At 60.1% G+C, this 24,690-nt stretch carries 19 protein-coding genes and 1 pseudogene; 15 read left to right on the top strand and 5 right to left on the bottom strand.

The genetic code is table 11. The features are described 5' to 3' along the window. Positions 1–66: 66 nt before the first annotated feature. On the bottom strand, positions 67–879 hold the full coding sequence (xthA, locus tag AC1DIS_RS12315; protein WP_018925465.1) for an exodeoxyribonuclease III: 813 nt from the start codon (positions 877–879) through the stop codon (positions 67–69). A 244-nt stretch (positions 880–1,123) separates the two neighbouring features. Between xthA and AC1DIS_RS12310 the strand changes: the two genes are divergently transcribed. The 3 genes from AC1DIS_RS12310 to AC1DIS_RS12300 all read left to right on the top strand — a co-directional run bounded on the left by AC1DIS_RS12310 (position 1,124) and on the right by AC1DIS_RS12300 (position 7,238). Beyond that, on the top strand, positions 1,124–1,774 hold the full coding sequence (locus AC1DIS_RS12310; protein ID WP_018925466.1) for a GNAT family N-acetyltransferase: 651 nt from the start codon (positions 1,124–1,126) through the stop codon (positions 1,772–1,774). Positions 1,775–1,839: 65 nt separating this feature from the next. Further along, on the top strand, positions 1,840–3,567 hold the full coding sequence (locus AC1DIS_RS12305; protein ID WP_207238872.1) for an autotransporter assembly complex protein TamA: 1,728 nt from the start codon (positions 1,840–1,842) through the stop codon (positions 3,565–3,567). After that, positions 3,564–7,238, top strand: coding sequence for a translocation/assembly module TamB domain-containing protein (locus tag AC1DIS_RS12300; RefSeq protein WP_477780896.1), 3,675 nt, complete (start codon positions 3,564–3,566; stop codon positions 7,236–7,238). Before AC1DIS_RS12305 ends, AC1DIS_RS12300 begins: the two co-directional genes overlap by 4 nt. A 97-nt stretch (positions 7,239–7,335) precedes the next feature. On the opposite strand, the gene AC1DIS_RS12295 is transcribed toward AC1DIS_RS12300, so the two are convergent. Next, a complete protein-coding gene (locus AC1DIS_RS12295) occupies positions 7,336–8,199 on the bottom strand; it encodes a methyl-accepting chemotaxis protein (RefSeq protein WP_371924316.1) in 864 nt (287 codons plus the stop codon). Further along, positions 8,194–8,976 (bottom strand): annotated as a pseudogene (locus tag AC1DIS_RS12290) (MCP four helix bundle domain-containing protein); the annotation flags it as partial. The pseudogene AC1DIS_RS12290 and the gene AC1DIS_RS12295, both read right to left, overlap by 6 nt. A 340-nt stretch (positions 8,977–9,316) precedes the next feature. On the opposite strand from AC1DIS_RS12290, the gene AC1DIS_RS12285 reads away from it, so the two are divergent. The 11 genes from AC1DIS_RS12285 to AC1DIS_RS12235 all read left to right on the top strand — a co-directional run bounded on the left by AC1DIS_RS12285 (position 9,317) and on the right by AC1DIS_RS12235 (position 21,397). Beyond that, a complete protein-coding gene (locus AC1DIS_RS12285; protein ID WP_477743715.1) occupies positions 9,317–10,336 on the top strand; it encodes a LacI family DNA-binding transcriptional regulator in 1,020 nt (339 codons plus the stop codon). Then, entirely contained in the window at positions 10,320–11,324 is a 1,005-nt protein-coding gene (locus AC1DIS_RS12280; RefSeq protein ID WP_018925471.1) for an ABC transporter substrate-binding protein, read from the top strand. The genes AC1DIS_RS12285 and AC1DIS_RS12280 overlap by 17 nt, the downstream gene beginning before the upstream one ends. After that, positions 11,325–12,194: an ABC transporter permease gene (locus AC1DIS_RS12275; RefSeq protein ID WP_477743714.1), complete on the top strand. Its 870-nt coding sequence runs from the start codon at positions 11,325–11,327 to the stop codon at positions 12,192–12,194. After that, a complete protein-coding gene (locus AC1DIS_RS12270) occupies positions 12,191–12,985 on the top strand; it encodes an ABC transporter permease (protein WP_477743713.1) in 795 nt (264 codons plus the stop codon). Before AC1DIS_RS12275 ends, AC1DIS_RS12270 begins: the two co-directional genes overlap by 4 nt. Next, complete coding sequence (locus AC1DIS_RS12265; RefSeq protein WP_018925474.1) at positions 12,982–14,013, top strand: ABC transporter ATP-binding protein; 1,032 nt, start codon at positions 12,982–12,984, stop codon at positions 14,011–14,013. The genes AC1DIS_RS12270 and AC1DIS_RS12265 overlap by 4 nt, the downstream gene beginning before the upstream one ends. 25 nt (positions 14,014–14,038) lie before the next feature. Continuing rightward, entirely contained in the window at positions 14,039–14,872 is an 834-nt protein-coding gene (locus AC1DIS_RS12260) for a phosphodiesterase (protein WP_064618825.1), read from the top strand. A 191-nt stretch (positions 14,873–15,063) separates the two neighbouring features. Continuing rightward, positions 15,064–16,383, top strand: a complete 1,320-nt coding sequence (locus AC1DIS_RS12255) for an OprD family porin (RefSeq protein ID WP_026286361.1) — start codon at positions 15,064–15,066, stop codon at positions 16,381–16,383. A gap of 195 nt (positions 16,384–16,578) precedes the next feature. Beyond that, complete coding sequence (locus AC1DIS_RS12250; protein WP_018925477.1) at positions 16,579–17,058, top strand: MarR family winged helix-turn-helix transcriptional regulator; 480 nt, start codon at positions 16,579–16,581, stop codon at positions 17,056–17,058. After that, positions 17,048–18,517, top strand: coding sequence for an efflux transporter outer membrane subunit (locus AC1DIS_RS12245; RefSeq protein WP_477743712.1), 1,470 nt, complete (start codon positions 17,048–17,050; stop codon positions 18,515–18,517). The genes AC1DIS_RS12250 and AC1DIS_RS12245 overlap by 11 nt, the downstream gene beginning before the upstream one ends. A 15-nt stretch (positions 18,518–18,532) precedes the next feature. Beyond that, positions 18,533–19,741: an HlyD/EmrA/EmrK family protein gene (locus AC1DIS_RS12240; RefSeq protein WP_018925479.1), complete on the top strand. Its 1,209-nt coding sequence runs from the start codon at positions 18,533–18,535 to the stop codon at positions 19,739–19,741. Between the two features lie 126 nt (positions 19,742–19,867). Beyond that, entirely contained in the window at positions 19,868–21,397 is a 1,530-nt protein-coding gene (locus AC1DIS_RS12235) for a DHA2 family efflux MFS transporter permease subunit (RefSeq protein WP_018925480.1), read from the top strand. Positions 21,398–21,482: 85 nt separating this feature from the next. On the opposite strand, the gene lpxH is transcribed toward AC1DIS_RS12235, so the two are convergent. Together lpxH and AC1DIS_RS12225 are read right to left on the bottom strand one after the other, a co-directional pair. Next, positions 21,483–22,220: a UDP-2,3-diacylglucosamine diphosphatase gene (gene lpxH / locus AC1DIS_RS12230; RefSeq protein WP_477743711.1), complete on the bottom strand. Its 738-nt coding sequence runs from the start codon at positions 22,218–22,220 to the stop codon at positions 21,483–21,485. After that, positions 22,217–22,720 carry a peptidylprolyl isomerase gene (locus tag AC1DIS_RS12225; RefSeq protein ID WP_018925482.1) on the bottom strand — a complete coding sequence of 168 codons (504 nt, stop codon included), beginning with the start codon at positions 22,718–22,720 and terminating at the stop codon, positions 22,217–22,219. The genes lpxH and AC1DIS_RS12225 overlap by 4 nt, the downstream gene beginning before the upstream one ends. A gap of 261 nt (positions 22,721–22,981) precedes the next feature. Between AC1DIS_RS12225 and AC1DIS_RS12220 the strand changes: the two genes are divergently transcribed. Next, positions 22,982–24,682 (top strand): glutamine--tRNA ligase/YqeY domain fusion protein, encoded by a 1,701-nt coding sequence (locus AC1DIS_RS12220; RefSeq protein WP_477748842.1) that lies wholly within the window; start codon positions 22,982–22,984, stop codon positions 24,680–24,682. Positions 24,683–24,690: the final 8 nt, after the last annotated feature.

The following is a 24,690-nucleotide window of genomic DNA, read 5'->3' as shown; positions in this document are numbered from 1 at the left end:
TAAGGTTTCTGAACGATGACAGTGATTATTCCCACGCGGAGCGTGGGAACGATCAGCAAAACGTTATCAGCTCAACTCAAGCCAGATCGGCGCGTGATCGGAAGGCTTTTCCATTGCGCGCAGTTCGTAATCCACGCCTGCGTCCTTGACCCGAGGCAACAACCCGTTGGACGCCATGATCAGGTCAATCCGCAGCCCACGCTTGGGCTCATCTTCAAAACCGCGGCTGCGGTAGTCGAACCAGCTGAAACGGTCGGCAACCTCCGGGTTCAGGTGACGGAAACTGTCCACCAGACCCCAGTTCTTCAGGCGTGCCATCCATTCGCGTTCTTCGGGCAGGAAGCTGCATTTGCCGGTTTTCAGCCAGCGTTTCATGTTATCCGGGCCAATGCCGATGTCGCAGTCTTCCGGGGAAATGTTCACATCGCCCATCACTACGATCGGCTGGTCGTTGCTGAACTGGCTTTCCAGCAATTGCTGCAAATCGCTGTAGAAACGTTCCTTGGCCGGGAACTTGGTGGGGTGATCGCGGCTTTCGCCCTGTGGGAAATAGCCGTTCATGATGGTCACCGGCACGCCATTGGCGTCGGCGAACGTGCCCCAGATAAAGCGCCGTTGAGCGTCTTCTTCATCAGTGGCGAAACCTTTGTGCAGCGCAATCGGCTCCTGGCGCGAGAGCAGGGCCACGCCGTAGTGACTCTTCTGGCCGTGGAAATACACGTGATACCCCAGCGCCTGCACCTCGGCCAGGGGAAACTGGTCGTCGTGGACCTTGGTTTCCTGTAACCCGATCACGTCCGGCTGATGCTTTTCGATCAGCGCCGCCAGCTGATGCGGGCGAGCGCGCAGCCCGTTGATGTTGAAGGAGACGATCTTCATGGTCGGCAGTCCTGGCAAAAGTGCGATGCTAGCTGACATGTAGGAATGGGGCCAGCTTTGGGGTGAGGGGATTCATTGTGTCCTGTCAGAGATGTGTTGGCAGATCCGGCCTCTTCGCGGGCAAGCCCGGTCGATGAAGCTCCTCGCTTGGTCTATACCTGTCTGGGGAACTGTGAAGCCACCCCAAGGCTCGTACCAAGAAGAGCGCAGCCATCTGAGCTGTGCCCCAGGGAGATCCGCCGTTATGCCCGAAACCTCGACCGCCATCGCCGATATTCACATGCTCGACAGCGGCTATTCCCGCGAAGCGCGTTCCCTGTTGTACCAGGCGTACCGGCACGAGCCGACGTTCGGCTACCTGTTCGAAGCCGAACGCCCCGGTTATGAACAGCGAGTCCGGGCGACGGTGCGCGAACTGATCAAACAGCACTTTCTGCAGGATTTGCCGGCCATCGGCCTGCTGGTGAATGACCGCTTGATCGGCATCGCCCTGATCGCGCCGCCGCAACGCCGCCTGGGCATCACCGAAAGCTGGGCCTGGCGCCTGCGGATGGTGCTCAGCACCGGGTTTCGCTGTACCCGACGCTACCTCGATTACCACGCCGCCGTGATGGCGTGCGTGCCGTCCGACTCGGTGCACGTCCTGCCATTGCTGGGGGTTCACCCGCAGTTCCAGGGCAAGCACTTTGGCGAACAGTTGCTGCAAGCGGTGCACAACTGGTGCGCGGTCGATGAGCACTCCCAGGGTGTGATCCTCGACACCGGGAATCCTCGCTATCTGGAGTTCTATAAGCGTCAGGGCTATGAGGAAATCGGCGAAGTGGCCGTAGGACCGATTCGTGAGCACGTGTTTTTCCACGCCAACCCGCAGGTGTTACAAACAGCAACAGCGTAATCGCCGAACTTATGGGACAAGTCCGGCTCTATCAGGCTCCCAAGCTCGTGATAGCATCCGCGCCTATGAATGTTCCAGGAAGAATCACCAGCGGCCTGTTGATGCTGTTATCCAGCTGCGCGGCGCTGGCGCAAAGTGAATTGGATGTGCGGATCAAACCGTCCAACGATGAACTGAAGGCCAATATAGAGGGCTATATCGGTAGCCTCGGCGATCGCGATGAAGAAGCCTTGCTGCGCTTCAGTCGCGGCGCCGAAGAACAGGCGCGCAAGGCCGCCCAGGCCTTGGGGTATTACCAGCCGCAAATCGACAGCGACGTGAAGGGCGGCAAGACGCCGCGCCTGGTGCTGAACATCGATCCCGGCGAGCCGATCCATTTGCGTAACGTCACGATACGTGTCGACGGTCCTGCCGCCTCGCTCAAATCCTTTCGTGTGCCCAAAAGCGACCTGCTAATGCCAGGCGCGGTGCTTAACCATGGCCGTTACGAAGACGCCAAGCGGCTGATCCAGAACCAGGCCTCGCGTTTCGGCTTCTTCAGTGGGCGCTTCACTCGCCAGAAGCTGCTGGTGGACCCGCGCGCGGGCGTCGCCGACATCGAATTGATCTACGACAGCGGCCCGCGTTATGCGCTGGGCAAAGTCAGTTTTGAAGGCGACACGCCGTTCGACGAAGACCTGCTGCAACGCATGGTGCCGTTCAAGGCCGGTACGCCCTATGACTCGGAACTGATCGCCGAACTCAATCAGGCGCTGCAATCGAGCGGTTATTTCGAAGGCGTGCGCGTCGACGCGGCGCCAACGGCCTCCAAGGACGACGTGATCCCGGTGGCGGTCAAACTCGACACCCGCAAGCCTCGGACCATGGGCTTGGGTCTGGGGTTTTCCACCGACGTCGGCCCGCGAATCAAGGCCAACTGGACCCGGCACTGGGTCAACCCGCAAGGCGACAGCTATGGCTGGGAAGCCGAACTGTCGGCACCGCGGCAGAACGTCGGGGTGTTTTACGACATTCCCCTGGACCCACCGTTGACCGACAAACTGCGCTGGGCCGCTGGCTATCAATATGAAGATATCGCTGGCACCGACTCCCGCAGCAAATTGCTGACCCTCGGCCCCGAATGGCACAGCAAGTTGCCCAGCGGCTGGCAGCGGGTGGTGTCGCTTAAATGGCAACGCGAGGAATATACACTCGGTGACGACTCGGGGCTCAGTACCTTGCTAATGCCCGGCGTGAGCTATTCGTACCTGAAAAGCGACAACCGCATCGATCCGCATAATGGCTATCGCCTGCAATTCGAAACCAAGGTCGCCAAGGAAGGATTGGGTTCGGACACCAACCTGGTGTATGGCACGGCATTGGTCAAAGGCCTGACCACGGTCTTCGATAAACACCGCTTCCTCGGTCGGGTGCAGGTCGGCGGCAGCGCCACCAACGGTTACAAATCGGTGCCGCCGTCTCTGCGCTTCTTCGCCGGTGGCGATCAGAGCGTGCGCGGTTACGATTACCAGAGCCTGTCCCCGGAGAACTCCGATGGCGACCGTATCGGTGGCCGTTACATGGTGGCCGGCAGCGTCGAGTATCAATACTCCATCGCCGAAAAGTGGCGGGTCGCAACCTTCATCGATCAGGGCAACTCCTTCAACACCCTCGAACTGCCGAACCTGAAGACCGGCGTCGGTATTGGCGTACGCTGGGTTTCGCCGGTAGGACCAATTCGCCTCGACCTGGCCCACGCGATGGACGACGACGGCGGCATTCGACTGCACTTTTCCATGGGGCCTGAGCTGTGAAGCGTGGTTTGAAAATAGCGCTGCTGGCGATCCCGGCGCTGCTGATGCTGGTCGTGCTGGCCTTGATCATCGTGCTGGGTACGGCGACGGGCAGTCGCTGGGCGCTCGGGTTTGTGCCGGGTTTGACCGTGGAGAATTTCCAGGGCCGTTTGGGTGGACAGTGGAGCGCCGACCATCTGCTGTGGCAGCAGGACAACAGCCGGGTTGAGCTGAACCAGGCGATTTTCGCCTGGTCGCCGCTGTGCCTGACGCGCATGACGCTGTGCATCGAGCAATTGCAGGCTGAGCAGGTCAGCCTGCAATTTCCGCCAGGCGCAGAAGAGCAAAGCAGCGGGCCGATCAGCCTTCCGGACTTGAAGTTGCCGCTGGCCATTGAGTTGGGTGACGTCAAGGTCGGCCGTCTGCTGTTCAACGGCAGCGAAGAGCTCAAAGGCCTGCAACTGGCGGCGCACTGGACCGAACAGGGTTTGCAGATCGACTCGGTGCACTTGCAGCGGGATGAACTGAGCCTGAACCTGTCTGGCCTGTTGCAACCGAGCGGCAACTGGCCGCTGACCGCCGAAGGCAAACTGACCTTGCCGGCGCCGGGCACCGAACCCTGGGCGCTGGTGTTGAAGGTCGACGGCGACCTGCTGAAAACCCTGAAGCTGAAAGCCGACAGCAGCGGTTACCTGAACGGGCAGTTGACCGGCGAATTGCAGCCGCTGGTGGAAAACCTGCCGGCAAAAGTGCGTATCACCGCTGACGGCTTCAAGGCCAGCGCCGAGCTGCCGGACACCCTGCAACTCAATCAACTGGAGCTCACCGGCGACGGCGACCTGAAAAACGGCTACCAGTTGCTCGGCAAAGCCACGTTGCCCGCCGAACTTGGCCCGGTCGCGTTGTTGCTGCAAGGCAAGGTTGACGCCAAGGGCGCGCAAATCGCGGGTCTCGACCTGACCGCCAATGACAAACAAAGCCTCAAGCTCACCGGGCAACTGGACTGGAGCAAAGGCTTCAGTGCCGAAGCGAAAATCGACTGGCTGGATTTCCCCTGGCACCGCCTCTATCCGCTGATCGATGAGCCGCAAGTGGCACTGCGCAGCTTCAACGGTGAAGTCTCCTACACCGACGGCAACTACATCGGTAACTTCAAGGCCGCACTGGATGGCCCGGCCGGGGCGTTCAGCCTGAACAGCCCGTTCAGCGGCGACCTGAGCCAAATCCATCTGCCGCAATTCAAGCTCGAAGCCGGGCAGGGCAAGGCCGAAGGGCACCTGAACCTGCAATTTGCCGACGGCATCGCCTGGGATACCGCGCTGGACCTCTCGGCGATCAACCCGGCGTACTGGCTCGCGGAGTTGCCGGGTACCTTGGCGRGTCCGTTACGCAGCAAAGGCGAGATGAAGAATGAAAGGCTCAGCCTGACCGCCGACCTGGACCTGAAAGGCAAACTGCGCGGGCAGCCGGCGGTGTTGCAAGCCAAGGCTGATGGCGGCGGCGAGCAATGGAACCTCAGCGCGTTGCAGATTCGCCTGGGTGACAACAGCATCAATGGCCAAGGCAGCCTGCAACAGAAACTCGCCGGCCAGATCGACATCAAAATGCCGCGCCTGGCCCAACTCTGGCCGCAACTGCGCGGCCAGCTCAATGGTCGGGTCAATGTCGCCGGCACGCTCAAGGCACCGCAAGGCAAGCTCGCCCTGCAAGGCACGCAACTGGTTTTCGAAGACAACCGCCTGCAAAGCCTCAATCTGGATGCCACCCTCGACAGTGCCCAACGGGCGAAGATCGACCTCAAGGGCAGCGGCATCCAGACCGGCGACACGTCACTGGGCACCTTGACCGCCAGCGGCCAGGGCGACATCAAAAACCAGAAGCTGACCCTCGACCTGCAAGGACCGAAACTGAAACTGGCGCTCGGTCTCGACGGCGCGTTGGATAAAGGTAACTGGCGYGGGCGTTTGGCCAGTGGCGATATCCAGGCCGGTGGTCAGGACTGGAAGCTGCAAAACCCGGCCAGACTCGAACGGCTGGCGGACGGCAAAATCAACTTCGGTGCCCATTGCTGGATGTCCGGCCCGGCCAGCCTGTGTGGCGAAGACCAGCGCTTGATGCCCGAGCCAAAGCTGCGTTACCACCTCAAGCAGTTCCCGATCGACAGCCTGGCGCAATGGCTGCCGAAGGATTTTGCCTGGCAGGGCCGGCTCAACGCCGACCTGCAACTGGACTTGCCGGCCAGCGGCCCGAACGGCCAGATCAGCGTCGATGCCAGCGGCGGCACGTTGCGCATGAAGGAAAAGGATCAGTGGCTGGACTTCCCGTACCAGACCCTGAAACTCACCAGCAAACTCACGCCAAAACGCATCGACACCGACCTCAGCTTCGTCGGTGGCAAGCTTGGTGAGCTGATGCTGCAGGCGCAGATCAACCCGTTGCCGAAGAACAAACCGCTGACCGGCTCATTCCGCCTCAATGGCCTGGATTTGTCGGTGGCGCGGCCGTTTGTGCCGATGGTCGAGAAACTCACCGGGCATTTGAACGGCAGCGGCACGCTGTCTGGCGGGTTGCTGGCGCCGCTGGTCAACGGCAACCTTGAGCTGCGCGACGGTGAAATCTCCGGACCGGAACTGCCGATGGCGCTCCAGGCCCTGCAACTTCAAGCGGTGATTGCCGGCGAAACCGTACAGCTGAATGGCGGCTGGAAAAGCGGCAAGGCCGGGCAGGGCACTCTCAATGGCAATATCGCCTGGGGCCAGGCGCTGGTGGTGGACCTGGCCCTCAAAGGCACGCAGTTGCCGGTCAGCGTCGAGCCACACGCCAAGCTCGAAGTGGCGCCGGACCTGAAAATTTCGATGAAGGACGACAAACTCGCAATCGTCGGCAAAGTGCTGGTGCCCAAGGGCGAAATCACCGTGCGTGAGCTGCCGCCGTCGACGGTCAAGGTCTCCGATGACACGGTGATCGTCGGTCAGCAGACCGAAGAGGGCAAGCCGCCGATGGCCATGGCGATGGACATCGATGTGGTGGTCGGGGAAGACAAACTCAGCTTCGCCGGGTTTGGCCTGACCGCCAACCTGCAAGGTCATGTGCACATCGGCGACAACATGGACACACGCGGCGAGCTCTGGCTCAACGACGGGCGTTATCGCGCCTACGGCCAGCGGCTGACGGTGCGTCGGGCCCGATTGCTGTTTGCCGGTCCCATCGATCAGCCGTACCTGGACATCGAAGCGATTCGCCAGACCGACGACGTGATTGCCGGCATTCGCTTGAGCGGCAGTGCCGAACAGCCGACCACGCAGATCTTTTCCGAGCCGGCGATGAGTCAGGAGCAGGCGTTGTCCTACCTGGTGCTGGGGCGTCCGCTGAGTACCACCGGTGAAGACAACAACATGCTCGCCCAGGCCGCCCTCGGCTTGGGTTTGATGGGCAGCTCCGGGGTCACTAGCGGGTTGGCCAAGGATCTGGGCATTCAGGACTTCCAGCTCGATACCCAAGGCAGCGGCAATACCACCAGTGTGGTGGCCAGCGGCAACATCTCCGAGAAGCTCAGCCTGCGTTATGGCGTAGGCGTGTTTGAACCGGCCAACACCATCGCCTTGCGTTACAAGCTGAGCAAAAAAGTCTACCTCGAAGCCGCCAGCGGCGTGGCCAGTTCGCTGGACATCTTCTACAAGCGGGATTTCTAACACCTCGATCCTTTCAGATAGACCGGGTCGCTCCCGTCGTAAGCAGGTCCGCCCCACACGGTCCGGTGTGGTCCTTGCGGGAGTGGGGCGGCGGCGCTCAGAGTTTGAACTGGGCGACCAAGGTGCTGAACGAACCGGCCAGGCGAGACAGCTCCTGGCTAGCGGCCGCCGTCTGATTGGCCCCCGCGGTACTCTGGGTCGACAGGTCTTGGATGTTCGTCAGGTTACGGTCCACTTCCCGTGCGACCTGGGCCTGCTCTTCGGAGGCGGAGGCAATCACCAGATTGCGTTCGTTGATGATCGAAACGCCGTCCGTAATCTTCTGCAACGCCGAACCGGCGTCCTGCGCCAGGTCCTGGGTTTGAGTGGCCAGTGCCAGGCTCTTGCCCATGGCGTTCACGGCCCCGTCGGCCCCGCGTTGCACAGTGCTGATCATGCCTTCGATTTCCACGGTGGAGGCCTGGGTGCGATGGGCCAAGGCACGAACTTCGTCGGCCACCACGGCAAAACCACGACCTTGCTCTCCCGCACGGGCCGCTTCGATAGCGGCATTCAAGGCCAGCAGATTGGTCTGTTCGGCAATGCTGCGAATCACGTCCAGCACCTTGCTGATCTCCCGGACATTGCCGGCCAGTTCGGTCACTGCCTGGTTGGAATCGGTGATTTCGGCCACCATGTGGGTAATGCCTGTCACGGTCTGTTTGACTTGTGACTGACCGTTAATGGCGTCGCTACTGGCGCTGCTTGAGGCTTGTGAAGTAGTGACGGCGTTACGTGCTACTTCTTCAACCGCAGCGGTCATCTCGTTGACCGCCGTGGCAGCCTGCTGGATTTCATCATTCTGACGGGTTAACCCGCGTGTGCTTTCTTCGGTCACAGCTGACAGTTCTTCGGCGGCTGAGGCCAGTTGATCCGATGCGTTGGCGATTTGTGTGAGGGTACGCTTCAGGCCCCCTTGCATCGCAGAAATGGCATTGAGCAACTGGCCTGCTTCGTCGTGGCTGTTGCCGCTGATGGCTCGGGTGAGGTCCCCACCTGCAATCTCCTGTGCGTAAGACACGGCCAGCGCCAATGGACGTGTGATCATGCGGGTGATGAAGACGCCAAGGGCGATTGCCAGGACGAACGCAATGATGATCCCGGTCGTCAACGACAGTATGGCGGTGCGGTGCAACGCTTCCGCCTCAGCAGCGCCTTCGCCTATCTGTCGGTTGTTGGAATCAACCATCACCCGTATCAGGCTTCGCGCTTCACGGAACGCGATGTTATTGGTGCCGTTGAGGATGACGGCGGCCTGGTCCAGATTTTTGGCGTCTATCAGTTCGACAATCTTTTGTGATGTGCTGATGTAGGTCGGCCAGACCAGGTCCAGTTTGTCACCCGCCGCGCGCTCATCGTCCTGCAGTGGCGTCGCACGGTAGCTGGCGTAGGCATTTTTTGCAGTGTTCAAATCAGTCACCAGCGCTTCGTGCAGGCGGTGATTTTCGCTGTCCGGTAACACGCCTCTTTGCCCATCAAGCAGACGATACATCCCACGGTTGTGCGCGGTGAGGCTGCTCAGGGTTTCCCCGATTTTGCCCACTGACACGAGGTCGTCAGAAAAGGTCAACGCCAGCGCCGTGGACAACCGATTAATGCTCAGGATGCTACCGGCGCCTACGAGTAGAGTAATCAAGGCGCAGAAAACAAACGCTGTCAGCAGTTTGGTCGAGAATTCAGAGCGGCTCAGGATGTTCATTCAGTGAGCTCGGTTGGAGTTTGTATGGGTTTGATCAGTGGGGATTAATCGCCACCATAATGGCTTCACAATAATTCACTAACTAGAACATTTATCATTTTTTCGCTCGTAGCCCAGAGCAAGACATCACGGACTCTGGACGTGGGGGGAGGAAACACACCCAGTCTATTTCTGCGGGATCGCTGAAGGTCTGACAGGTGCGCCTGTGCTCAAATCCGTTGAGCGGGTGGGGCGTAATCGGATGCCGCGATTGACATCAAAATGTCATCTTTTAATCGCATGAACGCCATGTTCGCTGAGTAATGTTCTCGCGAATGAGATCGATCTCAAGCGAGCGACAATGACTGATTTGAAAGAAGTTGCACGACTGGCAGGTGTATCGCGGGCGACTGCCGCGCGGACCTTCGCCTCCCCTGAAGTGGTGCGTCCGGCGACCCGCGAGCAAGTGTTCGCCGCTGCCCGCGAACTGGGTTTTCGGCCCAATCGCCTCGGCCGTCAACTGCGTTTGCAAACCACCAACCTGATCGGGGTGGTGGTCCCCAATCTCCTCAATCCGGTGTTCGCCGAGCAATTCCAGGCAATGGAGCGGGCCGCGCGTTTGCGTGGCTACAATTTGTTGCTGGCGACCACCGATTACAACAGCGAGCGTGAAAGCGCGGTGGTCGAGGAGTTGTTGCGCCAGCGGGTTGACGGGCTGGTGCTGACCGTTACCGATGCCGAAAGCAACCGCGTGCTGCAAAGCCTCGCCAGCGAGGACACGCCGTTTGTGCTGGCTTATCACCAACCGGGCAATCCCGATTACAGCGCGGTGTCGGTCGACAACCGCGCCGGGATGGCACTGGCCACGCGCTATTTGCTGGACGCTGGGCATCGGCGCATTGGCATGGTCGCCGGCCCGGCCTTGCAGTCTGACCGTGCCCGTCTGCGTTACGCCGGTTATGGCGACGCGATGCGTGAGCACGGCCTCGACAGCTTGCCGGTGATCGAAATGCCCGCCCATACCCAAGCCGATTTCGCCGCCCTTGAACCTTTTTTGTCCGGACCACAGGCGCCCAGCGCGTTGGTTTGTTCCAACGATTTGCTGGCGATCAGCCTGATCGCCGAACTGCGCCGACACGGCTGGAATGTGCCTGGGCAGCTGTCAGTGATCGGTTTCGACGGTATCGCCCTGGGCACGCAAATGCACCCCACGCTGTGCAGCGTGGTGCAGCCAATTGCAACGCTGGCCAGCACGGTCATTGACCAATTGCTGGCACAAATTGCTGGCGCTGCCCCGGTTTCCCATTGCCTGCCTTGCCATGTCCGGCCAGGCGAAAGTACTCAACCCTACGAGGAGAAACTCGATGACCCGCTTCACTAAAACCCTGGCTGCGTTATGGCTGTGCGGTGTGGCCAGCCTGGCCCAGGCCGCTGAAACGGCGATTTGCTACAACTGTCCACCGGAATGGGCAGATTGGGGCACTCAACTCAAGGCCATTGCCGACACCACAGGTGTGCAGGTACCGCTGGACAATAAAAACTCTGGCCAGGCTCTGGCGCAGTTGGTTGCCGAGCACGCCGCGCCGGTGGCGGACGTGGTGTATTACGGCGTGACATTCGGTTTACAGGCACAAAAAGCCGGAGTCGTCGGGACTTATAAGCCCAAAGGCTGGGAGCAGATTCCGACGGGGTTGAAAGACCCGCAGGGGCACTGGTTTGCAATTCATTCCGGCACGTTGGGAATCATGGTCAACGTCGATGCGCTGGGTGGCTTGCCGGTGCCGCAGAGCTGGGCTGATCTGCTCAAGCCTGAGTACAAAGGCATGGTCGGCTACCTCGATCCATCCAGTGCATTCGTCGGTTACGTGTCCGCGGTCGCCATTAATCAGGCGATGGGCGGGACCCTGGATAACTTCGCGCCGGCCATTGATTACTTCCAGAAACTGGCGAAAAACGCGCCCATCGTGCCGAAACAAACCGCGTATGCGCGGGTGCTTTCCGGTGAGCTGCCGATTCTGGTCGACTACGACTTCAACGCTTACCGTGCGCGCTACAAAGACAAGGCGAACGTCGCTTTCGTGATCCCCAGGGAAGGCAGCATCAGCGTGCCTTACGTGATGAGCGTGGTCGACAATGCACCGCATCGCGCCAACGCCGAAAAGGTCCTGGATTTTGTGCTGTCCGACCAGGGGCAGGCGTTGTGGGCCAAGGCATATCTGCGTCCGGTTCGTGAGATGAAGATGCCGGCCGACGTCGCCGCGCAGTTCCTTCCGGACAGTGACTATGCCCGCGCCGGCGTGGTCGATTACGAAAAAATGGCGGCGGTGCAGGAAGCCTTTGCTGCGCGCTATCTGAGTGAGGTCAAGTAAGTGACGACTGTGCCGCTCAACGTGCAGGACGTCTCGTCCCGCCACGATGTTTTGCAGCGCTTGCGACCAACGGTTGCCTGGGCGCTGGCCCCGGCGGCAGCGGTTCTGCTCGCGTTCTGGCTGTTGCCGCTGGCGCATTTGATTGTGCTGGGTGGGCAGGGGCGCGAGGGCAGCGACAGTGGCTATTGGCAAGTGCTCAGTAGTGCGCAATACCTTGGCAGCCTGGTGCAGACCTGTCTCCTTGCGGCGTTGGTGACACTGGCGGCGTTGTTGGTCGGTGGCATCAGCGGGGTGTTTCTCGCTCGCCAGCAGTTCTTCGGTCGCTCGGCGTTAGTTGCGCTGCTGACGTTTCCGCTGGCGTTTCCCGGGGTGGTGGTCGGCTTTCTGGTGATTCTGCTGGCCGGTCGACAAGGCCTGTTCGCCTCGCTCGGTCTGGGGCTGGCGGGTGAGCGCTGGATTTTCGCTTACTCGCTGATGGGGCTGTTCATCGGTTATCTGTACTTCTCGATTCCGCGGGTGATTCTCACGGTGATGGCCGCGTGTGAAAGCCTGGATCGCAGCCTGGAAGAAGCCGCGCACTCACTCGGCGCCGGACATTGGCGGGTGGTGTGCGACGTGATCGTGCCGGGGTTGGCCCCCGCGCTGGTATCCTGCGGCGCCATTTGTTTCGCGACGTCGATGGGCGCTTTCGGCACTGCGTTCACCTTGGGCACGCGGCTGAACGTGACCCCCGTGGCCATCTATAACGTGTTCACCAACTACGCCAATTTCACCGTGGCCGCTGCGCTGTCGGTCATCCTCGGAGCAGTCACCTGGGCGGTGCTGTTGCTGGCACGGCGCGTGGCCAAACAGTCGGGGACGGTTTTGTGAAACGAACAACGCTGTTTATCGCACAGCTGGTTTTTACCCTGCTGGTCTGTGCCTTCATGTTGGTGCCGGTGCTGATGTCATTGCTGGCGGGGCTGACGCGCAATTACTTCGTCGGGGTGTCCAGTGGCCTGACGTTCGACTGGTTGATTCAGGTCTGGCAAAGCTACTCGCCGACGGTCTGGTTATCACTGCGGTTGGCGGTTGCCTGTGCCGTGAGTGTTTGCGTGATCGGCGTGCCGGCGGCTTATGCCCTGGTGCGGATGAACAACCGCTTCAGCCGTGCATTTGAAGAGCTGATGGTGTTGCCCGTGGCCATGCCGGGCTTGGCCAGTGCCTTGGCGTTGCTGCTGACCTACGGGCAATTCGGCGAGTTTCGCAGCAATTGGCTGTTTATCCTGGTGGGTCATGTGCTGTTTACCTTGCCATTTCTGGTGCGCCCAGTAATGGCGGTGATGCAGCGCCAGCAATTGCCGACGCTCGAAGAGGCGGCGGCGAGCCTCGGTGCCGGGCCGATCAAGCGTTTCTTCAGTGTGGTGGTGCCCAATTGTCGGGCCGGGATACTGGCCGGAGTGTTGATGGTCGTCACCCTGTCGCTGGGTGAGTTCAACCTGACCTGGATGCTCCACACACCGATGACCAAGACCTTGCCGGTGGGCCTGGCCGACAGCTATGCCTCGGCGCGGCTGGAAGTGGCCAGCGCCTACACCCTCATATTTCTGTTGATGATCGTGCCGCTGCTGATTGCGTTGCAAGCCATCAGCGCCCGTCTTTCTCGTGGAGAGCGTCGATGACTGGAACCACTATTCGCCTGCAGGGTTGCCGCAAGGCGTTCTCTGACGGCACCGTTGCTGTAGATGATTTGAACCTGACTATCGAGGCCGGGGAAACCTTGGCGATCCTTGGCCCGTCCGGTTGCGGTAAAACCACCACGTTGCGCATGATCGCCGGCCTTGAACGCCCGGATGTCGGGCAGATTTTCTTTGCCGACAGTGACGTCACACGCCTGCCGATCGAGCGCCGCGACGTGGGCATGGTGTTTCAGAATTACGCGTTGTTTCCGAACCTGGACGTGGCCGGCAATATTGTTTACGGCCTGAAGATAAGAGGCCTGTCGCCCGCCGAACGCAACAAGCGTTGCGCCGAGTTGCTGGAACTGGTCGGCCTGCAGGATCACGGCAAACGCCGCATTCACGAGTTGTCCGGCGGCCAGCGTCAGCGGGTGGCACTCGCCCGTGCGTTGGCCCCCCGGCCTCGGGTGTTGCTGCTTGATGAGCCGTTGGCAGCGCTGGATGCGCAGTTGCGCGAACGGCTGCGCAGCGAGCTGGATCAACTGCTGCGCAGCTTGCGCATTACCTCGGTGTTTGTGACGCACGACCAGGGCGAGGCCATGGCGCTGGGGGACCGGATCCTGGTCATGGAGCGCGGACGCATCGCACAACTGGCCACGCCACGAGACATCTATCAGCAACCCGCCAACGCGTTTGTCGCCAGTTTCGTCGGCAACCTCAATGCGTTCCCGGTGATCGAACCGACCGCCCATGGCTTGAAGGTCAGCGGTGGCGAGTTGCCCTGGAAGGGGATCCCTGTGCCGACGACGGTGTACTGCCGTCCTGAGCATTTGCGGGTGATGGACGGTGCCGGGCATGTGCGCGGTCGTCTGGTCGGGCAGTTTTTCCAGGGGGCGCAAAGTCGCCTGTTGGTGGACGTCGGGGCCGGGCAGCCATTGCTGGTCGACAGCGCTGACGGCGTCATTCATGCCACTGGCGCGCTGATTGCCCTGGCCATCGAGCCACACGTGTTGTTCACCCTGCATTCGTGATGTTTTTTGTTTAAGAGCACTTATTTTGAACAGTCCGTTTCTTATTGCGCAGATCAGCGATTTGCACCTTAAAGCCGATCAAAAGCTGACCTATGGCGTGGTCGATTGTCTGGGCGCGTTGCGGCGCGCGGTGGATCATTTGAATGCCAGCCAACCGCGCCCTGACATCGTGGTCATCAGCGGCGACCTGGTGGATTTCGGCCGTGCCGATGAATACGCGGTGCTCAAGCGCGAACTGGCGCGATTGCACATGCCTGTCTATCTGGTTCCCGGCAATCACGATCATCGCGAGCAGCTACTGGCGGGATTTACCCATCACACTTATTTGCCGACTAACGCCAACGCGCCGCTCGACTGGGTGGTCGAGGAGCATCCGGTACGCCTGATCGGCTTGGACTCGACCCGGCCGGGCGCCCATGGCGGTCAATTGCTGGACAGCCAGTTGCGCTGGCTCGATGAGCAATTGTCCCGTCGCCCCCATGTACCGACGCTGTTGATTCTCCATCATCCGCCCTTTATCACGGGCATCGGCCACATGGACCACGAGCCGTTTATCAATACCGCTGCTTTGGAAGCGCTCGTCGCTCGCCATCCGCAGGTAGAGCGCTTGCTTTGTGGGCATCTGCATCGGCCCATGCAGCGTCGCTTCGGCGGCTCGTTGAGTTGTGTGTGCCCCGGCACTTCCCACCAGATCGTGCTGGATCTGGAGGCATCCGCGCCCGCACATTTCAATCTGGAGCCGGCGGGGTACCTGGTACATCGCTGGCATCCGCAACAAGGTCTGGTGACCCACAACGCCGTGTTCGGTGAATACGCCGGGCCTTATCCGTTTTATGACGATCATGGATTGATCGACTGATAACGCCAGGACGATGACGATGCTGTGCTTATTTAGCTTGGGGAGGTTTTAACGACGGCCACTTAGTACGGTTACATGACGTTTATCTCAATGATGACTTAATGCGCGGGCTTATCCATTGGTGGGCCCGTTGCTTCCTGCTGTCTTTTTACTGCGCACAGAACATGGTTTCTGCGCTGGAGTTCGCCCTGATGAAAGCCTCGTTTCAAGTATTAAGTTTTTTAACCGGCGGTTTGGGCATGGCCCTGAGTCCCTTGGCGTCTGCTGATTTTATTAATGACAGCAAAGCCAACTTGAACTTGCGTAACTTCTATTTCAATAACGATAACCGCGACGGTGCCGCCGCGCCGTCGAAAACTGAAGAATGGGGCCAAGGCTTCATGCTCAACTATCAGTCGGGGTTCACCGACGGTACGGTGGGTTTCGGTCTGGATGCGATCGGTTTGCTTGGGATCAAGCTCGACAGCGGTGAAGGACGGCATGTCGGCAGTTCAATGATTCCCAGTGATGGCGATAAGGCCGCGGATCAATGGGCGCGTGCAGGCGCGACAGCAAAGATGCGGTTCTCCAAGACCGAGTTGCGCTACGGCACCTTGCAGCCAAAGTTGCCGATTCTGGTGGCGAACGATGGTCGACTGCTGCCGCAAACCTTTGAAGGCGGTCAGGTCACCAGCAACGAACTCGATAATCTGACCTTTACCGCCGGCCAACTTGAGCATGCCACTGGCCGCGGTTCCAGCGACAGTGCCGGCCTGGCGGTAGCGGGTGCCAACCAGGAAAGCAACAAGTTCACCTTCGCCGGCGCTGATTACAAACTGACTAAAGACCTGACTGCCCAGTATTACTACGCCAACCTTGAAGACTATTACCAACAGCACTTCGCCGGTGTATTGCATGTACTGCCGTTGGGTGAGTACGGCTCGCTGAAAACCGACTTGCGATATTTCAAGACCACTTCCGATGGCAAGAACAGCAGTGCCGCCGGGCGTGCCAGTGGTTACAAGTTAGGTGGTTATACCAAAGGCGGGACGGGTGAAATCGACAACGATACCTGGAGTGCGGCATTCATTTACTCGTTAGGCGGCCATGCCATTACAGCGGGTTATCAAAGCGTTTCCGATGACAGCAACTTTGCTCAACTCAATCAAGGCGGGCTGGTCGACAAAGGCGAGGGCGGCGCCAGTCTTTATCTGTACACCGACCGCACCATTCAAACCTTCATCCAGGCCGGCGAACGGACCGCATTCGCGCAATATGCCTACGACTTCGCGGCCGTGGGAGTTCCGGGTCTGAAGGCGTCGGTCATGTATCTCAAGGGCAACAACATCCAGACGACAAGCGGCCAGGACGCGAGCGAATGGGAGCGAGATATCTCCCTGGATTATGTGATTCAAAGTGGCGCGTTGAAGAACGTCGGTTTCGGCTGGCGCAACGCAATGTCACGCAGCGATATCGCCCGCAATCAGGATCAGAATCGCCTGATCGTGAGCTATTCCATTCCCCTGATGTAAGCCCGCCTTCAAGCCCATCGGCGAACAGGTTCACGATCATGTGGGTGAACCTGTTCCTGCCGACGATTGACCACTCTATCCCCCCGCCGCCGATCAGCTAAATACAAAGCATCCTAACTATTGCGTTGACATTGGCTGCCTAAGCAGTAATATCTCGACATACATTCACTGCCTAGGCAGCTAATTGGTGGTCCGATGAAACATTTCTCCTCATACGATTTCCATAATTGCCATCTCGGCCTCTTGCTCGGACGCGCCGCGCTGCTCAAGGACCGGATCATCGACACTCACATGGAACCCCACGGCATCACCGCCGCGCAGTTCAAAGTGTTGATCATCATGGCCCAGTTCGGCGTCGATACCCCGGCCGAGCTGTGCCGCCACCTGTCGCTGGACAGTGGTTCGATGACCCGCATGCTCGATCGTCTGGAACAGAAAGGTTTCCTCGCCCGCCAACGCTCCGAAGCAGACCGCCGTCAGGTGCAACTGGTGCTGACCGAACAAGGTCAACAGTTGACTGACCGTCTGCCGGAAATCGGCGCCGATGCCATGAATGAACTGGCCGGGGCCATCACCCCGGAAGAACTGAAAGCCCTGGAACACATCCTGAAGAAAATCCTGGTAGCGGCGGGTGACTCGATCACCTTGCTGCGGGTAGGTGGCAATGAACAGTAAACGCCTGCGTACCGGACTGAGCCTGGTGCTGTTGGCCATGAGCGTCGCCGGTTGCGCCAGTTACAGTGGCCTGAGCACCGAAGGCGTCAGCCTCGATGCGAAGAACCTCAAGGCCGGGCAGTCGCTCAATGGCGTGACCCTGACACCCGCCGCATGGCCGAAAAGCGACTGGTGGAAAAGCCTCGGCGACCCGCAGCTCGACGGCCTGATCCGCGAAGCCCTGCACGACAGCCCCGACATGCAAATCGCCGACGCCCGCGCTCACCAGGCCAGTGCTGCCGCCTACGCCGCCGATGCTGCACGGATGCCCACCCTCGATGCCAACGCCGGTGTCAGCCGTTCGCGTCTGGCCCGCGACAAAGACCCGAGCGGGCAGGGTGGCACTTACTCCACCGTGCGTAATCTCGGCGCCAGCTTCAATTACACCTTCGACCTCTGGGGCGGCCAGCGCGATGCCTGGGAAGCCGCGTTGGGCCAGGCCCGCGCCGCCGAAGTCGATCAGCAGGCCGCGCAACTGACCTTGTCCGCCGACGTCGCCCGTGCCTACAGCGATCTGGGGCAGGCGCACATCATCCATGACCTGGCCAGCGAAGACCTCAAGCGCACCAAACAAATGCTCGACCTCAGCCAGCGTCGCCTGAGCTCGGGGATCGACAGTCAGTACCAGTTCCAGCAAACCGAAAGCCTTGAAGCCAGCGCCGAAGCCAGCCTGATCGACGCCGAGAAACGCCTGCAAAGCGCGAAAATCGCCTTGGCGGTGCTGCTGGGCAAAGGCCCGGATCGCGGCAACGAAATCGCCCGGCCGAAAGTCCTTCAGGCCAGCGCCGTTGCATTGCCGTCGGTATTGCCGGCCGAACTGCTCGGTCGTCGTCCCGACCTCGTGGCCGCGCGCTGGCGGGTCGAGGCCGCGAGCAAGAACATCGCCGCTGGCAAAATACAGTTCTATCCCAACTTGAACTTGAGCGCGGCGGCGGGTGCCGAATCTTTACTGGGCGATGCGATGTTTGGATCGGCGAGCCGTTTCTTCAACATCGCTCCAACGATCTCGGTGCCGATTTTCGACGGCGGCCGCCTGCGTGCCGACCTCGATTCCCGCGACGCCGATTACGACCTCGCGGTGGCGCAGTACAACAAAAGCCTGGTGAAAGCCTTGGGCGATGTCAGCGACACCATCAACCAGTTGCACGATATCGGCCGGCAAATCGGTGCCCAGCAACACGCCACCGACATCGCCCGGGATTCTTACAACACCGTGGTCCAGCGCTACGGTTCCGGCATCGGCAACTACCTCGACGTGCTCAGCATCGAGCAGCAGTTGCTCCAGGCCCAGCGTCAGCTGGCCAACCTGAATGCCGAGCAGATCGACCTGTCGATTCAACTGATGCAAGCGCTGGGTGGCGGATTTCAGGGCGAAACCCTGACCGCCGCCAACGCAACCCCAGCCACGCAGCACAACTAATTCAAGGTACTTGTCATGGCCACTGCCGATACAACTCCAACCCCAACGCCTGACAACGGTCAAGACACGAGCAACCCGCGCAAGCGCAAGGTGATGCTGTTTGTCCTGACCATCATGGTGATCCTCTCCGGAGCCGGCGTCTGGGGTTATCACCAATTCTTCGGCCGCTGGAGCGAAAGCACCGACGACGCCTATGTGAACGGCAACGTGGTGGAAATCACGCCGCTGGTCACCGGCACCGTGGTCAGCATCGGCGCCGACGATGGCGATTTGGTCCATGAAGGCCAGGTGCTGATCAACTTCGATCCGAACGACGCCGAAGTCGGTCTGCAAAGCGCCCAGGCCAACCTGGCCCGCACTGTGCGCCAGGTGCGCGGTTTGTACAGTAACGTCGACGGCATGAAAGCCCAGGTCAATGCGCAGCAGGCCGAAGTGCAAAAGGCTCAGGAGAACTTCAATCGGCGGAAAAACCTCGCTGCCGGCGGGGCGATTTCCCAGGAAGAGCTGTCCCACGCCCGTGATGACCTGACCTCGGCGCAGAACGCCCTGGCCAACGCCCAACAACAGCTCAAGACCACCAGCGCGCTGGTCGATGACACAGTGGTGTCGTCGCACCCGGACGTGATGGCCGCCGCTGCGCAAGTGCGTCAGGCGTACCTGAACAATGCCCGCAGCACCTTGATCGCGCCGGTCACCGGTTATGTCGCCAAACGTACCGTGCAACTCGGTCAGCGTGTCCAGCCGGGCACCGCGCTGATGGCGGTGATTCCGCTGGATCAGCTGTGGATCGACGCGAATTTCAAGGAAACCCAACTGCGTGACATGCGCATCGGTCAGCCGGTGGACATTGAAGCCGATCTCTACGGTAGCAACGTCAAATACAGCGGCACCATCGACAGCCTCGGTGCCGGGACCGGCAGTGCGTTTGCCTTGCTGCCGGCGCAGAACGCCACCGGTAACTGGATCAAGATCGTGCAGCGGGTGCCGGTGCGGATTCACATCAATGCCGAAGAACTGGCCAAGCACCCGTTGCGGGTCGGCCTGTCGACTCAGGTCGAGGTGAACCTGCGTGACCAGAGCGGTCCGGTGTTGGCGCAACAGCCACCGCAAAAGGCTTCGTTCAGTACCAATGTGTATGACCGTCAGTTGGTCGAGGCCGACGCGATGATCACCCAATTGATCCACGATAACAGCGCCGCGGTCAGCAAAACCGCGCACCGCTGATTCGCCATCACACCGACCCTGTGGGAGTGAGCTCCCTCTCCACACTCACTCCCACAAGGTCAGCTGCGTCAGTAACAGGCGCTGTGCCAATCCCGCTCCAAAAAATTCAGCTCCAAAGGATTCGCGATGAGCCATAACGCCTCTTTCTCGCCGCCCAGCCTGGTGCTCAGCACCATCGGCCTGTCGCTGGCGACGTTCATGCAAGTGCTCGACACCACCATCGCCAACGTGGCTTTGCCGACGATTTCCGGCAACCTGGGCGTGAGTTCGGAGCAGGGCACCTGGGTGATCACCTCGTTTGCCGTGAGCAACGCCATCGCGCTGCCGCTGACGGGTTGGCTCAGCCGGCGCTTTGGTGAGGTGAAACTGTTTCTCTGGGCGACGATGCTGTTCGTGCTGGCGTCGTTTCTGTGCGGTATCTCGACTTCGATGCCGGAGCTGATCGGCTTTCGGGTACTGCAAGGCCTGGTGGCCGGGCCGTTGTACCCCATGACCCAGACGCTGTTGATCGCGGTCTATCCGCCCGCGAGGCGCGGCATGGCCCTGGCGTTGCTGGCGATGGTCACGGTGGTGGCGCCGATTGCAGGTCCCATCCTCGGTGGCTGGATCACCGACAGCTACAGCTGGCCGTGGATCTTCTTCATCAACGTGCCGATCGGGGTTTTCGCCGTGATGGTGGTGCGCCAGCAACTCAAGGCGCGCCCGGTGGAGACCAGTTACCAGCCGATGGATTACGTGGGTCTGATCACCTTGATCATTGGCGTTGGCGCGTTGCAGGTGATTCTCGACAAGGGCAATGACCTGGACTGGTTCGAGTCGAACTTCATCATCATCGGCGCGGCTATTTCGGTGATTGCGCTGGCAGTGTTCGTGATCTGGGAAATGACCGACAAACACCCGGTGGTCAACCTGCGGCTGTTCGCCTACCGCAACTTCCGCATCGGCACCATCGTGCTGGTGGGCGGATACGCCGGGTTCTTCGGCATCAACCTGATCCTGCCGCAATGGCTGCAAACCCAGATGGGCTACACCGCCACCTGGGCTGGCCTGGCGGTGGCACCGATCGGCATTCTGCCGGTGGTGTTGTCGCCGTTTGTCGGTAGGTACGCGCACAAATTCGACCTGCGATTGCTGGCCGGTGGCGCGTTCCTGTGCATCGGTTTGAGTTGTTTCATGCGCGCCGGGTTTACCAACGAAGTGGACTTCCAGCACATCGCCCTGGTGCAGCTGTTCATGGGCATTGGCGTGGCGCTGTTCTTCATGCCGACCTTGAGCATTTTGATGTCGGACCTGCCGCCGAGCCAGATTGCCGACGGCGCGGGGCTGGCGACCTTCCTGCGTACCCTGGGCGGTAGTTTTGCGGCGTCGTTGACCACCTGGATCTGGATTCGCCGGGCCGATCAGCACCATGCGTATCTGAGTGAAAGCATCACCACCTATGAGCCGGCAACCCGGGAGGCGTTGAACACGCTGGGCGGGGCGGGCAACCCGGCCTACGCGCAACTAGATCATGTACTGACCAGCCAGGCGTACATGCTCTCCACCGTGGATTACTTCACGTTGCTGGGGTGGGCGTTCATGGGCTTGATTCTGCTGGTATGGCTGGCGAAACCGCCGTTTGCGGCGAAGGCGGGGCCGGCTGCTTCCGGCCACTGAGTGACCTCTTGTAGGAGCGAGGCTTGCCCGCGAAGGCGGCGTGTCAGTCTACGTAAATATCCGCCTTCGCGGGCAAGCCTCGCTCCTACAGGAGGATTGGGTTACCAAAATCAAACGGCGCCAACGCAAACCCTTGCTCATCCACCTGCAACGCCCAGCCTTGACGGTCCCAATCCCCCAGCACAATGCGCTTGGCCGCCTGCTCGCCAATCTGCAACTTGTGGATGGCGGGGCGATGGGTGTGGCCGTGGATCAAGGTTTTCACACCATAGGCCTGCATGACCCGCGGCACTTCTTCCGGCGTGACATCGACAATGTCATTGGCCTTCATCCGCGTTTGCGCACGGCTTTCACTGCGCAGCTTGCGCGCCAGTTTATGCCGGGTGCCCAAAGGCAGATGGCGCAGGATGAACAGGGTGATCGGGTTACGCAGGTAGCGCCGCAGCTTCATATAACCTACGTCGCGGGTGCAGAGGCTGTCGCCGTGCATCAACAGCACCGGCTCGCCGTAAAACTGCACGACACTCGGATCTTTGAGCAAGGTACAGCCGGCCGCTTTGCAGAAGGCCTTGCCGAGCATGAAGTCGCGATTGCCGTGCATCAGGAAAATGGCCGTGCCGCTGTCGCTCAAATTACGCAGGGCCTGGCAGATGGAACGCTGGAAGGCTGTCATGGCATCGTCGCCAATCCACGCCTCGAAAAAGTCGCCCAGAATGTACAACGCACTCGCCGAGCGGGCGCGTCCAGCGAGCAAATCCAGAAACGCCCGGGTAATGTCCGGGCGCTCCTCTTCCAGATGCAAGTCTGAAATCAGCAGTATCACTCAATGATCTCGGCTTTCTCGATGATCACGTCGTCTGCAGGTACGTCCTGGTGACCGGCCTTGGAGGTGGTGGCCACGCCTTTGATCTTGTCGACGACGTCGGTGCCTTCAACCACTTCGCCGAATACCGCGTAGCCCCAGCCCTGAACGGTCTTGGCGCTGTGGTTCAGGAAGCTGTTGTCAGCCACGTTGATGAAGAATTGCGCGGAAGCCGAATGCGGCTCCATGGTGCGGGCCATGGCAACGCTGTACTTCTTGTTCGGCAGGCCGTTGTCGGCTTCGTTCTGGATGCTTGGGCGCTTGTCTTTCTTTTCTTTCATGCCAGGCTCGAAACCGCCGCCCTGGATCATGAAGTTACCGATGACGCGGTGGAAAACAGTGTTTTCGTAGTGACCGGCCTTGACGTATTCGATGAAATTGGCAACGGTCAGCGGTGCCTTTTCAGCGTTCAGTTTCAGGACGATGTCGCCGAAGTTGGTAGACAGTTTGACTTGAGTCATGATCAGTACTCTTTATAGAAATTCGTGGGTTAGGGGCGCTTTGGCCCTCAACCGGTCCGGCCAGTGTCGGCCAAGGTGCGCAGTTTAGCGTGCCGGACGCGAATTTCGAGGCTGTTTTTCATCGCCGGCCGATTAAATGCAACCGATTGCCGGCCTGCTCTGTCAGCCACTTGACAGCATCGGCTATGATAAGCCCCTTTGATTTATAACAGCCGCTTTGATTTGGCCAACTGGCCGCGCACTTGTACGTTCAAGGATCCTATGAGCAAGCCCACTGTCGACCCTACCTCGAATTCCAAGACCGGCCCTGCCGTGCCGGTCAATTTCCTGCGCCCGATCATCCGGGCGGACCTGGACTCGGGTAAGCACACGCAGATCGTTACCCGTTTTCCGCCTGAGCCCAACGGTTACCTGCACATCGGTCACGCCAAGTCGATCTGTGTGAACTTCGGCCTGGCCCAGGAATTCGGCGGCGTCACGCACCTGCGTTTCGACGACACCAACCCGGCCAAGGAAGACCAGGAATACATCGACGCGATCGAAAGCGACGTCAAATGGCTGGGCTTCGAATGGTCCGGTGAAGTGCGCTACGCCTCGCAGTATTTCGACCAGTTGCATGACTGGGCGGTAGAGCTGATCAAGGCCGGCAAGGCCTATGTCGACGACCTGACCCCCGAACAGGCCAAGGAATACCGTGGCACCCTGACCGAGCCGGGCAAGAACAGCCCGTTCCGCGACCGCTCGGTTGAGGAAAACCTCGACCTGTTCGCTCGCATGAAGGCCGGCGAATTCAAGGACGGCGCACGTGTGCTGCGGGCCAAGATCGACATGGCCTCGCCGAACATGAACCTGCGCGACCCGATCATGTATCGCATCCGTCATGCCCATCACCACCAGACCGGCGACAAGTGGTGCATCTACCCGAACTACGACTTCACCCACGGTCAGTCGGACGCCATTGAAGGCATCACCCACTCGATCTGCACCCTGGAGTTCGAAAGCCATCGTCCACTGTATGACTGGTTCCTCGACAACCTGGCAGTACCGGCGCACCCGCGTCAGTACGAATTCAGCCGTCTGAACCTGAACTACACCATCACCAGCAAGCGCAAGCTCAAGCAGCTTGTGGACGAGAAACATGTCAATGGCTGGGACGATCCGCGCATGTCCACGCTGTCGGGCTTCCGCCGCCGTGGCTACACCCCGACGTCGATCCGCAACTTCTGCGACATGATCGGCACCAACCGTTCCGATGGCGTGGTCGACTTCGGCATGCTCGAGTTCAGCATCCGTCAGGACCTGGACGCGAATGCCCCGCGCGCCATGTGCGTGCTGCGTCCGTTGAAAGTCGTGATCACCAACTACCCGGAAGACCAAGTCGAGAATCTCGAACTGCCACGTCATCCGCAGAAAGAAGAACTCGGCGTGCGCAAGCTGCCGTTCGCCCGTGAAATCTACATCGACCGCGATGACTTCATGGAAGAGCCGCCAAAAGGCTACAAGCGCCTGGAGCCGAACGGCGAAGTGCGTCTGCGCGGCAGCTACGTGATCCGTGCCGACGAAGCAATCAAGGATGCCGACGGCAACATCGTCGAACTGCGTTGCTCGTACGATCCGGACACCCTGGGCAAGAACCCCGAAGGCCGCAAGGTCAAAGGCGTGGTGCACTGGGTGCCAGCTGCGGCCAGCGTCGAGTGCGAAGTGCGTCTGTACGATCGTCTGTTCCGTTCTCCGAACCCGGAGAAGGCCGAAGACAGCGCCAGTTTCCTGGACAACATCAACCCTGACTCACTGCAAGTCCTCACCGGTTGTCGTGCTGAACCCTCGTTGGGCAACGCACAGCCGGAAGACCGTTTCCAGTTCGAGCGCGAAGGTTACTTCGTCGCGGATATCAAGGACTCGAAACCGGGCGCTCCGGTATTCAACCGTACCGTGACCCTGCGTGATTCGTGGGGCCAGTGATCAAGTCT

Source organism: Pseudomonas sp. 05N433 (genome assembly GCF_056396925.1).
The sequence above is the reverse complement of the archived record's forward strand: the minus strand, read 5'-3'. Positions and strand labels throughout refer to the sequence as shown.